The 12879-nt window shown below is 65.8% G+C and carries 14 protein-coding genes, 1 tRNA gene and 1 pseudogene; 6 read left to right on the top strand and 10 right to left on the bottom strand.

Annotated features, from left to right (window positions below; all coding sequences use genetic code 11):
- Positions 1–20: 20 nt before the first annotated feature.
- Positions 21–608, bottom strand: coding sequence for a GNAT family N-acetyltransferase (locus IT41_RS14630; protein WP_036742749.1), 588 nt, complete (start codon positions 606–608; stop codon positions 21–23).
- 101 nt (positions 609–709) lie between these two features.
- Between IT41_RS14630 and IT41_RS14625 the strand changes: the two genes are divergently transcribed.
- On the top strand, positions 710–1486 hold the full coding sequence (locus tag IT41_RS14625) for an AzlC family ABC transporter permease (protein ID WP_036742748.1): 777 nt from the start codon (positions 710–712) through the stop codon (positions 1484–1486).
- Positions 1483–1815, top strand: coding sequence for an AzlD domain-containing protein (locus IT41_RS14620; protein WP_036742747.1), 333 nt, complete (start codon positions 1483–1485; stop codon positions 1813–1815). The genes IT41_RS14625 and IT41_RS14620 overlap by 4 nt, the downstream gene beginning before the upstream one ends.
- Here the strand turns inward: IT41_RS14620 and IT41_RS14615 are convergent.
- The 5 genes from IT41_RS14615 to IT41_RS14595 all read right to left on the bottom strand — a co-directional run bounded on the left by IT41_RS14615 (position 1800) and on the right by IT41_RS14595 (position 6106).
- On the bottom strand, positions 1800–2447 hold the full coding sequence (locus tag IT41_RS14615) for a hypothetical protein (protein ID WP_052081634.1): 648 nt from the start codon (positions 2445–2447) through the stop codon (positions 1800–1802). The two genes, IT41_RS14620 and IT41_RS14615, sit on opposite strands and share 16 nt — an antisense overlap.
- A gap of 24 nt (positions 2448–2471) precedes the next feature.
- On the bottom strand, positions 2472–2624 hold the full coding sequence (locus tag IT41_RS14610; protein ID WP_036742746.1) for an aa3-type cytochrome c oxidase subunit IV: 153 nt from the start codon (positions 2622–2624) through the stop codon (positions 2472–2474).
- A gap of 58 nt (positions 2625–2682) precedes the next feature.
- The gene (locus IT41_RS14605) at positions 2683–3705 is read right to left on the bottom strand and encodes an MBL fold metallo-hydrolase (RefSeq protein WP_036742744.1); all 1023 of its coding nucleotides are present in this window, start codon (positions 3703–3705) and stop codon (positions 2683–2685) included.
- The gene (locus tag IT41_RS14600; RefSeq protein WP_036742742.1) at positions 3702–5393 is read right to left on the bottom strand and encodes an acyl-CoA dehydrogenase; all 1692 of its coding nucleotides are present in this window, start codon (positions 5391–5393) and stop codon (positions 3702–3704) included. The genes IT41_RS14605 and IT41_RS14600 overlap by 4 nt, the downstream gene beginning before the upstream one ends.
- 140 nt (positions 5394–5533) lie before the next feature.
- The gene (locus IT41_RS14595; protein WP_036742784.1) at positions 5534–6106 is read right to left on the bottom strand and encodes a YqgE/AlgH family protein; all 573 of its coding nucleotides are present in this window, start codon (positions 6104–6106) and stop codon (positions 5534–5536) included.
- Between the two features lie 114 nt (positions 6107–6220).
- Between IT41_RS14595 and IT41_RS14590 the strand changes: the two genes are divergently transcribed.
- Complete coding sequence (locus tag IT41_RS14590) at positions 6221–7003, top strand: protein-disulfide reductase DsbD domain-containing protein (protein ID WP_036742740.1); 783 nt, start codon at positions 6221–6223, stop codon at positions 7001–7003.
- 18 nt (positions 7004–7021) lie between these two features.
- Here the strand turns inward: IT41_RS14590 and IT41_RS14585 are convergent, their stop codons facing one another.
- Both IT41_RS14585 and IT41_RS14580 read right to left on the bottom strand, forming a co-directional pair.
- Entirely contained in the window at positions 7022–7858 is an 837-nt protein-coding gene (locus IT41_RS14585) for a uracil-DNA glycosylase (RefSeq protein WP_036742738.1), read from the bottom strand.
- A gap of 47 nt (positions 7859–7905) precedes the next feature.
- A complete protein-coding gene (locus IT41_RS14580; RefSeq protein ID WP_036742736.1) occupies positions 7906–8307 on the bottom strand; it encodes a hypothetical protein in 402 nt (133 codons plus the stop codon).
- A gap of 151 nt (positions 8308–8458) precedes the next feature.
- On the opposite strand from IT41_RS14580, the gene leuB reads away from it, so the two are divergent.
- The 3 genes from leuB to IT41_RS14565 all read left to right on the top strand — a co-directional run bounded on the left by leuB (position 8459) and on the right by IT41_RS14565 (position 10736).
- Complete coding sequence (gene leuB / locus IT41_RS14575) at positions 8459–9580, top strand: 3-isopropylmalate dehydrogenase (RefSeq protein ID WP_036742783.1); 1122 nt, start codon at positions 8459–8461, stop codon at positions 9578–9580.
- 59 nt (positions 9581–9639) lie between these two features.
- Positions 9640–10590 (top strand): DMT family transporter, encoded by a 951-nt coding sequence (locus IT41_RS14570; protein ID WP_036742734.1) that lies wholly within the window; start codon positions 9640–9642, stop codon positions 10588–10590.
- Positions 10591–10659: 69 nt separating this feature from the next.
- Positions 10660–10736, top strand: a tRNA-Pro gene (locus tag IT41_RS14565).
- A 241-nt stretch (positions 10737–10977) separates the two neighbouring features.
- Here the strand turns inward: IT41_RS14565 and IT41_RS14560 are convergent.
- Positions 10978–12645 carry an AAA family ATPase gene (locus IT41_RS14560; protein ID WP_081967574.1) on the bottom strand — a complete coding sequence of 556 codons (1668 nt, stop codon included), beginning with the start codon at positions 12643–12645 and terminating at the stop codon, positions 10978–10980.
- Positions 12642–12879: pseudogene (locus IT41_RS21655) on the bottom strand (hypothetical protein); the annotation flags it as partial. The pseudogene IT41_RS21655 and the gene IT41_RS14560, both read right to left, overlap by 4 nt.

Genomic DNA, 12879 nt, shown 5'->3' with positions numbered 1-12879 from the left:
GCGGCGCCCGCGCGCCTTGGCTACAGCGTCAGCCGCAGCACATGGGCGGGCGCGCTCCAGGGCCAGCCCAGCCGGACACGCGCCATGGGCGCGAAGCCCATCGCCCGCCAGGCCGCGAGTGCCGCGTGATTGCCCGCCGCGACCTCGGCCCGCAGGGCGCGATGCCCGGTCTGGCTTGCATGCGCGATGGCGGTCCCGACCAGCAGCCGGGCGATGCCGCGCCCGCGCCATCCGGGGCGCACCGCGATACCGTCGAGAATCAGATCCGATGTCGGCGGCCCGGCGCGGAACAAGCCTGCCGCGCGATGGCGCAACTGCCCCCGGACCGGTCCCCAGACGGCGTGAAAGCTGCTTGGATCGGGGCGCAGGATGCCGCCACCTGCGTCGCGGATGCCGGCGATGCCGACCATTCGGCCCGAGGGCGCCAGCGCGATCAGCGCGTGATCCGGGCGCAGGGCGGCGCGAATCAGCGTGATGCCCTGCCGCGGTGTCGTCGGCAGCGGCAGGATCTGCGCGCCGAAATACCGCCAGTAAAGCGCCGCGGCGGCAATGCGATGCTGCGGCGCGATGCCGTGCAGGATGCGGATGGGGCCGGGATCGGCTTGCATGGTACGGGCGGGGTCCGGTCGTCGGTTTTCTGGTCTTGTATCCGGCCGGGCGCTTGGCCAATCTGCCGCGAAGCTTACCCGAAAGACGAGCGCGTTCCAGCATGCCCGCGACAGCAGAGCATATTTCCGCCCATGATCTGACCCCGGCGCAGCGCCGCGCGCTGGGCCGCACGCCCGCGCAGGCCCTGCGCCACGGCATCGTGCAGTCGCTGCCGTTCATGCTGGTGCTGGTGCCCTTTGGCATGCTGTTCGGCGTGGTCGCCGCCGAGGCGGGGCTGCAGCTGTCCCAGGCGCTGGGGTTTTCGGTGATCGTGCTGGCCGGCGCGTCGCAGTTCACCGCCGTGCAGATGATCATGGATCATGCGCCGGCGGCGATCATCATCCTGGCCGCGGTCGCGGTCAATCTGCGCATGGCGATGTATTCGGCCGCGCTGGTGCCATGGCTGGGCGAGGCGAGGCCGCGCGAACGCGGGCTGATCGCCTATCTGCTGATCGACCAGACCTTTGCGCTGTCGCTGCAGCATTACGAAAAGCATCCCCGGCTGACCGTGCCGCAACGGGTGGGCTATTTCCTTGGCTCCTCGATCGGGGCCTGCCTGCCCTGGATCATCGCCTGCGCACTGGGCCATGTCCTGGGCCGGGCGATCCCGGACAGCCTGGCGCTGGATTTCGCGGTGCCGATCACTTTCCTTGCGATGATCGGGCCGATGCTGCGCACGCTTGCGCATGTCGTGGCGGCGCTGGTGGCGATCCTGGCTTCGCTGGTCTTTGCCTTTCTGCCCGCGGGGACCGGGCTGTTCGTCGCCGCGCCGCTGGCCATGCTGAGCGGCGCCCTTGTCGAGACATGGACCGAGCGCCGGCGGGTGATGCGGGCATGAGCGGCTATTCCGACCTGACGATCTGGGCGATCATCCTGCTGACCGGGCTGGGCACCTATGCCCTGCGCTGGTCGTTTCTGGGCGCTGTCGGCAACCGCCCGATGCCGGGCTGGGTGCGGCGATTGCTGCGCTATACGGCGGTGGGCGTGCTGCCGGCGATCGCGGCGCCGCTGGTCGCCTGGCCCGCCGCCACGGATGGCCAGCCCGATCCGGCGCGCCTGATCGCGGCGGCGGTCACGCTGGCCGTGGGCATGGCGACGCGCAATCTGCTGGCCGCCATTCTGGGCGGCATGACCGCGCTTTATCTGGCGCTTTACCTGACCGCCTGAAGCTGGCCGCGCGCGTCATAGCCCGCCACGACGCCGCTTTTCTGGCGCAGCAGCACGTTATGGTTGTTGGCCGGATCGCCGTCCATGTGCTTTTTCGAGGTCACGCCCGGCAGGGTCAGGAACCACTGGCGCATCCTGAGCGGCGAAAAGCCCGAGGGTGCGCCCTCGAACCCGGGCACCTTGCGCAGCACCTGCCCGGTCGCCACGGCGCAGAAGCTCTTGTTGGTGGCGCCCTGCGCCTCGGCCGCGCGGATCGCGGCATTCGCGACCTCGAGCGGGACCGGCCTGGTATCCTCGGCCACCCAATAGGTTTCGCGCGCGTGATAGTCGATGTAGAAATTCTTGAAGTTCGGCGTGATCCCGTAAAGCACGTCATGGCGCTCGGGGATCGAGGGGTGGTTCCAGCTGCCCGCCGGGTCAAAGATGATCCGCTGGCTGCCATTGATCAGCAGCGCGGTATGGGCACCTTCGCCGCGCGGAATGCCGATCACCGTGAACAGCGTGATCGAGGGCGGCTCGTCCGAGACATAGCGCGCGCGGCGCACCGACTCGTCGCTGGCCCAGATATTGTCGGCGCCGCAAGCCGCGAGTGCGGCCGGCAGCGACAGCGCAAGAAACGCGCGCCTTTGCATCATCGAATCTCCGCCTTCGGGGAATCAGCCGTTGGCCAGCGCCAGAAAGACCAGCACGAGGATCGACAGGATGCAGACCCAGACACCCGCCCTGACAAAGCCGGTGAATGTCGCCTGCTGCGCGCGAATGTCCATGTCGCCGTGCTTGTGTTCGGTGATTTCGTTATGCGAGGCCATGTCTGAGTCCTGAACTGCGAAGCGTTGCGCCATGGGATAACCGATGACCGCCGCGCTGTCACGCCCCCCAGAGCCGCGCGCCCTGCGCGTCCGTGCCGACGGGCCACACCCGGCCGGCGGCATGCAGATGGTTGATATGGCCGACCGCCTCGGCCAGGGCCAGACCGAATTCGGGCTTGGCGATCTTGCGGCGATAGAGCAGATCGAAACACCCGACCGCGCTGCGCGGCCCCTGCCTCAGCCCGGTGATGATGCGCTCCAGCGCGGCGCGCTGGTTCTCGGCCAGTTGCCGCAGCCGCGTGGGCAGCCCGCGATAGGGCAGCTTGTGGCCGGGAAGGACAAGTTGATCGGGCCGGGCATGAAGGGCCAGCCGCGCGCAGCTTTCCAGCCAGTCGCCGACCGTATCGGCGCCGGGCTCGGTCGGATAGACGCCCAGATTCGGCGAGATCGTGGCCAGCATCTGGTCGCCGCCGATCACCAGATCGCCGTCTTGCGACCAGAGCGTGACATGTTCGGGCGCATGGCCATGGCCCATGCGCACCATCCAGCGCCGCGCGCCAAAGGCGATTTCCTGCCCCTCGTGCAGGCGCAGGTAGCCGGGCGGCAGCGGGGCGCAGTAATCGGCGCTGTTGAAGGGTCGCTCATGGCTGCGCTCCTCGATCAGGTCGGGGGGCATGCCGGCGGCGCGCCAGAATGCCAGGGCCTGCGGTGTCGGGCGTTCCTGCACGTCGAGGATCCCCATCCGCGCGGTCAGCCAGGCGGTGCGCGAGGTCCATAGCTCCGCCCCCTGTTCCCGGAACCAGCCGGCCAGCCCGATATGGTCGATATGGTGATGCGTGGCGATCAGCCGGGTGATGGGGGCGCCGGCCAGCGGCCCCCGCAGGATGGTCTGCCACAGCGCACGGCCGCGCCGGGTGTCGATGCCGGTATCGACCAGCGTCCAGCCATCGTCATCGCGCAGCGCATAAACGTTGACGGCATCGGGTTTGAACGGCAGCGGCAACTGGAACCACAGCACGCCGGGCGCGATCTCGATCGCATCGCCCCCGGCGGGTGGGGTGTCCGCCGCGCTGTGGATCACCCTGCCATCCGACCCAGCAATACCGCTTCGTCGATCGCTTCCAGATCGGCCAGATCGGCCCGTGCGGCGGCCAGATCGGCGGCGAAATGCGGCAGGATGCGGGTGATATAGACCCGCGCCAGCGCCCTGTTGCCGCCCCGCAGCGCGGCCAGCAGATGAAAGGCGGCGCCCAGCACCCGCGAAAAGGCCGACAGATAGGGCACCGCGCCGGCAAAGCGCTCGTTCAGGTCGCGGTCGAGCAGTTCCAGCGTCGTCTCGCGCAGGGTTTCGGCGGCCTGCCAGACCTGCTCGGCGAGTTCGGGCTGATCGGCCTGCGCGGCCTTGGCGCCGTCCAGGATCTCGTCCAGCAGCGCCATGGCCGCCGCGCCGCCGTCCGACAGCTTGCGCCCGACCAGATCCATCGCCTGGATGCCGTTCGTGCCCTCGTAAATGGCGGTGATGCGCACGTCGCGCAGATATTGGGCGGCGCCCGTCTCCTCGATATAGCCCATGCCGCCATGGACCTGCACGGCGGTGTCGCAGACGCGGATGCCGATATCGGTGCCATAGGCCTTGGCGATCGGGGTCAGCAGCGCGGCGCGCGCGGCCCAGTCATCCGAGCCGGTGGCGCGGGCCATGTCGAGCGCCGTCGCGCAGGCGAGGCAGATGGCGCGCGCGGCGAATACCTCGGCGCGCGATTCGGCCAGCATGCGGCGCACGTCGGGATGGCGGATGATCGGCCCCATCTGCACGCGCTCGGCCGCGTATTCGGTGGCCTGTTGCAGCGCCGCCTCGGCCTGGGCCACGCCCTGGACGCCGACGCCCAGACGCGCCGCGTTCATCATCGTGAACATGGCGGCCATGCCCTTGTGCTCTTCGCCGACGAGCCAGCCTTTGGCGCCCTCGAAGCTCATCACGCAGGTGGGGCTGCCATGGATGCCCAGCTTGTGTTCCAGGCTGACCACGCGCAGATCATTGGCCACGCCGGGATTGCCGTCCGCGTCGGGGATGAATTTCGGCACCATGAACAGGCTGATGCCGCGCGTTCCCTGGCCGCCATCGGGCAGGCGGGCCAGCACCAGATGGCAGACGTTTTCGGTCACGTCGCTGTCGCCCCAGGTGATGAAGATCTTTTGCCCGGTAACCGTATAGGTGCCGTCGTCATTGCGCGTGGCCTTGGTGGTCAGCGCGCCGACATCCGATCCGGCCTGCGGCTCGGTCAGGTTCATCGTGCCCGACCACTCGCCCGAGATGAGCTTGGGCAGGTAAAGCGATTTCAGTTCATCGCTGCCGTGATGCTCGAGCGCCTCGATCTGGCCCTGCGTCAGCATCGGGTTCAGTTGCAGCGCCAGGCAGCCCGAGGCGACCATCTCGTTCACCGCCATGTTCAGCGCCTGCGGCAGGCCCATGCCGCCATATTCCGGATTGGCCGAAACGCCGATCCAGCCGCCCTCGGCCAGGGCGCGGAACGCATCCGCATAGCCGGGGCTCGAGCGCAGCTTGCCGTTTTCCAGCGCCGCCGGGGTCAGGTCGCCGGCGCGGTTCACCGGGGCGATGACTTCGCCCGCCAGCTTGCCGGCCTCGGTCAGGATGGCGCTCGTCGTTTCGGGGGTGGCTTCGGCGAAAAGTTCGGTTCCGGCAAGCTGCGGGAACGAGACGACTTTGTTCAGGATGAACTCGATCTGTTCGACCGGGGCGGTATAGGTCATGACAATCTCCCTGTGTCGCGCCGCGGGCTGGCGCATGCTGATCCTCGGGCAGGATCATATTGGCACAGGGCGCTCCGGCAATCGAAACCCCACGTTACAGCGGCGCAAGGCAGGTTCGTGACCCAACGTCACTTTTGCCGTCAGGCGTGGCCGGCATCCGGTGACAGGACCACCGGATCGATGCCCAGTGACCGCAGCGCGGCGCGCCATTTGCCGGCATTGTCGGTGCCGAAGATGATCTCGTCGCCGCGTTCGGTGGTCAGCCAGCCGTTCTGGCGTATCTCGGAATCCAGCTGGCCCGGACCCCAGCCGGCATAGCCAAGCGCCAGCATGGCGGGCTGCGGGCCGTGGCCGCGGGCGTAGTTTTCCAGAATGTCGCGGGTGGTGGACATGGCCAGATCCTCGGCGATGCGCATGCCGTCCACGCCGATCTCGATGCCGCGGGGCACGTGATGCAGCACGAAGCCGCGCCCCGGCTCGACCGGGCCGCCAAAGCCGACGGGGATCTCGATCAGATCGTCGCTGGCGGCGATGTCCAGCTGTGCCAGCAATTCGGAAAAGCCGATCTCGGGGATGGCGCGGTTGACGACCAGCCCCATCGCGCCCTCGTCGGAATGGGCGCAGATCAGGATCACGGAATGTTCAAAGCGCGGATCGCGCATGCCGGGCATGGCGATCAGCATCTTGCCGGTCAGGTTCGCGTCCTCGTCCATCGCCCGCTCCATCCTTGGCGCTTTCACCCAAGATCGGCCTTGCCGGGCGGTTTCGCAAGGGATTGCCGGTTTTGTGACTTCACGCAGGCGGGGGCGCGGGGCTAGATATCGGGCATGAGAACGCTTGCCCTGCTTTTGATGACCGCCCTGCCGGCCCTGGCGCAGGGCAATCCGCCCGGGCTGGTTTCGGCCGAGCTGCTGCCCGGCTGGGTCACCGCCGATGGCGCGCGGATGACCGCGCTGGATGTCCGGCTTGAGCCGGGCTGGAAGACCTATTGGCGCAGCCCCGGCGACGCCGGCATCCCGCCGGCATTCGACTGGCAGGGTTCCGCCAATCTGGGCCGGGTCGAGATGCTCTGGCCGCTGCCCGAGGTGATCGATTCGGGCGGCGAGCGGACATTGGGCTATCACGAGCGTCTGGTGCTGCCGATCCGCATCGCCCCGGCCCGCCCCGGCGCCCCGGTCGAGCTGCGCGCCGAGGTCGAGATGGGCATCTGCGAGGATATCTGCGTGCCGGTCAGTGTCAGCCTGCGGGCCGATCCGCCCCGTGACGCCCCGGACCCGCTGATCGAGGCGGCGCTGGCGCGGCTGCCGGTGCCCGCCGATCTGCAGCCCGCCTGCCGCATCCGCGAGATCGAGGACGGGATGCGGGTCACCGCGCTTTTGCCCGAGACCGGCCGCGCGGCGGGCGACGAGGTGGCGCTTGAGCTGCGCGGCAGCGATGTCTGGGTCTCGGCCCCCGAACTGCGCGACGAGGGCGGCCGCATGGCGGTCGAGGCGGATTTCGTCGCCGCCTCGGGCAAGCCGTTTCCGCTGGACCCTGACGATCTGCGCCTGACCTTGATCGGCGCGCGGGACGCAATCGAATTGCAGGGCTGCGCCGAGGTGCAGGGTTAAGCCGCGCGCCCCAGGCCCCTAGTCCCCGTCCAGCCTGGCGGCCAGCGACAGCAGATCCGCCCAGGCCTCGCGCTTGGCCTGCGGCATGCGCAGCAGATAGGCGGGATGCGTCATCGGCAGCGCCGGCAGGCCGAACACGGTCGTCCATTCGCCGCGCAGCCGGGTGATGCCCTGCCGGTTCAACAGCGCCATGCAGGGCGTATTGCCCATCAGCACCAGCAGGTCCGGCTGCGCCAGTTCGACATGGCGGCGCAGAAAGGGCAGCATCATCGCGATTTCGGCCGGCTCGGGCCGGCGGTTCCCCGGCGGCCGCCACGGCAGGACATTGGTGATGTACAGCGCCTTTTCCGCGTCCACCGCCTCGCGCGACAGGCCGATGGCGTGAAACATCAGGTCCAGCAACTGGCCGGCGCGTCCGACAAAGGGGCGGCCCTGGCGGTCCTCCTCCTCGCCCGGGGCCTCGCCGACGATCATCACGCGGGCGGCCGGGTTGCCATCGGCAAAGCAGAAATTGCGCGCGCCCTTGCGCAGGTCGATCCCGTCAAAGGCCTCTTGCGCGGCGGCCAGCGCGGCAAGATCGGCGGCCGCGCCCGCCATCGCCTCGGCCCGGGCCAGCAGATCGGCACCTGCATCTGCAGGCGCGGCGGCGTGGTCAGCGGCGCGGTCAGCAGCGGGGGCGGCAGCAGCCGGCCGTGCCGGGCGCGGCGCGGTTTCCGCCCGCTCGGGCAGGTCATAGCGGTTCAGGGCCGCGTCGAGACAGGGCTCATCCGCGCCCATCTCGGTCTGCCATTGCAAAAGCGCCAGCGCCGTTTCGGCATCCAGCGCGAATCCCCTGTAGGTCGGTTCGGCGGTCATGGCGGCAGGCTAAGGCGCGCCGCGGTGCTGGGCAAGGCGGTGCGGGGCTATTGCGGTTGCGACAGGCGTTCGGTATCGCCGCCCATGCCGATCAGGCGCCGGATCATCGGCTGCGCCATCGGGCCGATCCGGTCGCAGGTGCCGGGATCGGCCAGCAGCTCGAAGGCGGGCGCGTAATAGGACTTGTCATAGCTGGCCGCATCCAGCCCCAGCCGTGCCGCCAGCCGGTCGCCGGTGCCGGTGATCAGCGTCCATTCCCCTTCGCTGATCGGGTAATCCGGGCAGTTCGCGGTGATCACGTTCACCCTGGCCAGATCGGCGAGCATCGCCCTCGCTTCGGTCTCGGGCAGGTCCGAAACGTCGGGCAGTTGCACGGTCATGCCACCGCCCGCCAGCGCGATTCCCGTCATCAGGACAAGGGCGCCGGCACTGTGGACGGGAATTTTCATCGTTGCAGACCTTGTTTGCCGAGGTTGGGACGCCTCCCCATCCCGCCCGATGCGGCTTTCCGGCGCAAGCCAATTCGCCGTGAACTTGACGCAGCGGAGCAGCAAGGCTAGGCGGTTTCACAACTGTGACAAGCCCATGAGGATGCCCGCGATGACCACCTATTCCCTGCTGATCCTGCCCGGCGACGGCATCGGCCCCGAAGTCATGGCCGAGGTGCGCAAGGTGATCGGCTGGTTCGAACAGAATCGCGGCCTGTCCTTTGACGTCAGCGAGGATCTGGTCGGCGGCGCGGCCTATGATGCCCATGGCGTGCCGCTGGCCGATGCGACCATGGCAAAGGCGCAGCAGGTGGATGCGGTGCTGCTGGGCGCGGTCGGCGGGCCGAAATACGACAATCTCGATTTCAGCGTGAAGCCCGAGCGCGGGCTGCTGCGCCTGCGCAAGGAGATGGACCTGTTCGCCAACCTGCGGCCGGCGCAGTGTTTCGACGCGCTGGCCGATTTTTCCTCGCTCAAGCGCGAGGTGGTCGCCGGGCTGGATATCCTGATCGTGCGCGAGCTGACGTCGGGCGTCTATTTCGGCGAGCCGCGCGGCATTCATGACGACGGCAACAACCCGGAAAACGAGGGCGGCCGAGTCGGCATCAACACGCAGCGCTATACCTCGGGCGAGATCCGGCGCGTCGCCCGCGCCGCGTTCGAGCTGGCGCGCAAGCGTGGCAACAGGGTCTGTTCGATGGAAAAGGCCAATGTCATGGAATCCGGCATCCTGTGGCGCGAAGAGGTGCAATGGGTGCATGACAACGAATACCCGGATGTCGAGCTGTCCCACATGTATGCCGATAATGGCGCCATGCAGCTGGTGCGCAATCCGCGCCAGTTCGACGTGATCGTGACCGACAACCTGTTCGGCGACCTGCTGTCGGATGCCGCCGCGATGCTGACCGGCAGCCTGGGCATGCTGCCCTCGGCCAGCCTTGGCGCGCCGATGGCGAACGGCCGGCCCAAGGCGATGTACGAGCCGGTTCACGGCTCGGCCCCCGATATCGCCGGGCAGGGCAAGGCCAATCCGATCGCCTGCATCCTCAGCTTTGCCATGGCGCTGCGCTACAGCTACGATCTGGGCGCCGAGGCCGATCTGCTGGAAAAGGCGGTCGAAAAGGTCCTGGCCGAGGGCGTGCGCACCGCCGATCTGATGGGCCCGCAGGGCGGCACGCCGGTCTCGACCGCGGAAATGGGCGATCACGTCGTCAAGGCTCTGTCGGCGCTGTAAGGGCGCAGGCCGCGTTCGCGCGCGGCCCTGACATCCGTGCATGCCTTGGGGAGAGGGTCATGACGCCGGGAAATATCAAGGGTGCGCTTCTGGCCCTGCTGGCCATGGGGCTTTATTCGACCCATGACGTGATCATCAAGCTGCTGGGCGCGACCTATCCGGCGCTGCAGATCCTGTTCTTTTCGGCGCTTCTGTCCTTTCCGCCGATCGCCGTGCTGCTGCTGCGCGATCCGACCCAGGGCACGCTGCGACCGCGCAGGCCGTTCTGGGTGGGGCTGCGTTCGTCCTGCATCGTGATTTCGGGGATCGGCGGCTTCTACGCCTTTTCGACGCTGCCGCTGGCGCAGGTCTATTCCGTCCTGTTCGCCGCGCCGCTGCTGGTTACCGTGCTTTCGGTGCCGCTGTTGGGCGAAAAGGTCGGCATTCACCGCGCCCTTGCCGTCCTGGCCGGGCTGGCCGGGGTGCTGATCGTGCTGCGCCCCGGTGCCAGCGAGCTTGGCCTTGGTCATCTGGCGGCGCTGGCGGGGGCGACGGCGACGGCGATTTCGGCCATCGCGGTGCGCAAGCTGGGCCGGTCCGAGCGCACCGTGATCCTGATCCTGTGGCCGATGATCGGGAACTTCCTGCTGACCGGCGTTTCGCTGGGCTTTGCCTACCGGCCGATGGAGTTCGCGGATCTCGCGCTGACCGGCGTGATCGCGATACTGGGCCTGCTGGCGGGGTTTCTCCTGATCATGGCCTATCAGGCCGGAGAGGCGACCAATGTCGCGCCGATGCAATATTCGCAGATCCTTTGGGCCACGGCTTACGGCTGGTTTCTGTTCGACGAGCGGCCCGATGGCGCGACGATCGCGGGGGCGGCGCTGATCGTGGCCTCGGGGCTTTATATCCTGATGCGCGAGCGCCGGGGGGCCTCGCATCTGCGTCCGGTCACCGGCGCGCGGCTGCATGCCGAAGGGGTGACGGCGCCGCGCTGGACGCTGCTGCAACGCCTGCTGCGCGATCGTTGAGCGGCACGGGCGGGGGGCAAGTTTCCCCTTGCATTCCGCTGTCTCAAGGGATACCTGCCCCTCCACGGTCGGAGCGTAGCGCAGCCTGGTAGCGCACCTGCTTCGGGAGCAGGGGGTCGGAGGTTCGAATCCTCTCGCTCCGACCAGTTTCCCGGTGTGTGTGAATTGCCACGATATTCTTCCTCAATTGCCACTATGCTTCCTTTGCGGCAGCAGAGCTGACTTATTTGTCGGAAGATTATCGCTTGCCGCTGGACTGTCGGTGACGAGCGCCTGACAGGTTAAAATGACGGCGGAGTTTTGTTCGGTCGACAAGGACCGGCCCGGAGCGGACCTTGGGGCAATAGCGCAGCGAATGGCTGCTTTCTCGAGTAGCCGCGCGGAGGTTCAGCCCTGTGCCGCAATGCCTTTGATCACTTCGATTTGGCCGGCCGCGTACCTTTCTACAACCTGCACCGTTTCCGCACAGGCCAACTTCAGATCATCCGGTGAAGGCATCTCATCATAGTACGTACCATGACAAAATGAGTTAATAAGAACGCTTTTGATGATGATCCCATCTTCAGCAGCTAAGTGCTGTACGAACAATGTCAGGCTGGAAGACTTGTCGGGCCTGCAGAAGCGCCCGACCGCTTCCAGCACAGAGCGGATCGCATTTGCTGTTGAATGGTCCGGATCGCGACCATTGGCGATTTCGACAATATCTTTTAGTTGTTCCTGAAATGGAGCTACATATTTTTTAAGCCACGAAATCTTGTGAATTCCCTTATCAGGATGAAGGGCAAAAGCAGCATTCTCGTCAACGACTTTGTTCGCCACAGAGATATTGAAGAAATAGCTACTGTGGGTGAGGATCAAAAGCTCAGGCCGTTTGCTCTTATTTCCGTCAATATGCCCCGGATTGATGGACACTTCACCCTGATCGGAAATGTTCAGGTTCTTCAGTGTTTGAGCGATCCCAAATACGAAGTCATAGGACATCGACGTGACAGGGTCGTCAAAAACCAAGAACAGACGGTGATAGTCGCTATTCGCTGCGACCTTCCGATGCACGCAGGCCACAAAATAGCAAAAGGCTATTGCGGTCTTCTCCCCGTCACTGAGGGTGCGGTGTGGCCCGCGCGTCATCTCGTGCGCGCCGCGCTTCAGAACGAAGGTATCTTTGTCAAAGACGTACTTATCGCCAAAGAAATCCTTCAGAAGAAACTCGAAGGTCTCTGCTACTCGCGCACGCGCATTCGTGGACGGGCTCGACTTCTCCAGGGCTTCAAGTGCTGCTGTCTTGTCCTTCTCATCCTTTTGGAGCGCCCTGAGCGCTTCAATGTCCGGCCACCGCAATATGGCGAACTCTCGCTCAAACACTCCGCAAGCCTGCCGCTGTGACTTCTTACGCTCCTCATCGGACTTGGACACGGCCCGGCTTAGTGCATCGACGCTCTTGTTGTTATCCTCTATAACCCGATTGATCACACGGGCGCGTGCTGCGAGATCATCATCCGGAAGGGACGCCGGAAGGCTAAGACTCTTCGCTTTTTCCTCGATTGCGCTCTTGAGCGAAGAGATCGCCTCGGCCATTGCCTTGATCGCGTTCTCGCTCTCGGTAAGCAAAGTCAGCTTCATGGAAGGAAGGTAGACCTTGAGCGTGTCATAGCGGGACTTCTGGCGTGCCAGCTTGTTTTCAGTCTCTGAAAGTTGCTTCTCTTTGTTGTTTAGTGCTCCATAGAATCGGCGAAGCTCTGATTTGTGCTTCGCCTCTTCGTCAGAGAAATATTCAACATACGCATCAATGACGGCTTTTGGATCTGGCGCTGTGATGCCCTGCTCACACAACGGACAAATGGCAAGGTGCTCCTGATCGATGATATCAACGCCGGTCTTGTAGAAATCGCGATGCGTATCGATCTTCTGCTTTACTGCCTCAGAAACGCTTGAAGGTGATGTGACTCTGTTGAGGCTGCCCGCAAGAGCGCTCAAATCGACATCATCAAGCCCAATGATATCAACAGTCTCTGGATGGTCCGGTTCAGCAGGTATGGTCTTAGGGTCAGGACTCATTTTGGCAGCCAAAAGATGACGATGGCGGCGATGCAGATGGCGGAGAGGAACAGGTCTCCGCATCTGTCGTAACGGGTTGCGATACGCCGCCAATCTTTCAAGCGGGCTGTTGTTCGGCGTGGAATAAGGACCCCGCTTCTGGGGTGATCGGCGTCCAAAAGGGACCCCACCGACCGGGGGTTGGGTCCATTGTGTTTCCGATGATTATCGGAGGCCTTGAGCGGGATGTTGATC

The organism is Paracoccus halophilus (assembly GCF_000763905.1).
Classification (GTDB): Bacteria; Pseudomonadota; Alphaproteobacteria; order Rhodobacterales; family Rhodobacteraceae; genus Paracoccus; species Paracoccus halophilus.
This window is presented reverse-complemented; position numbering and strand designations above follow the sequence as displayed.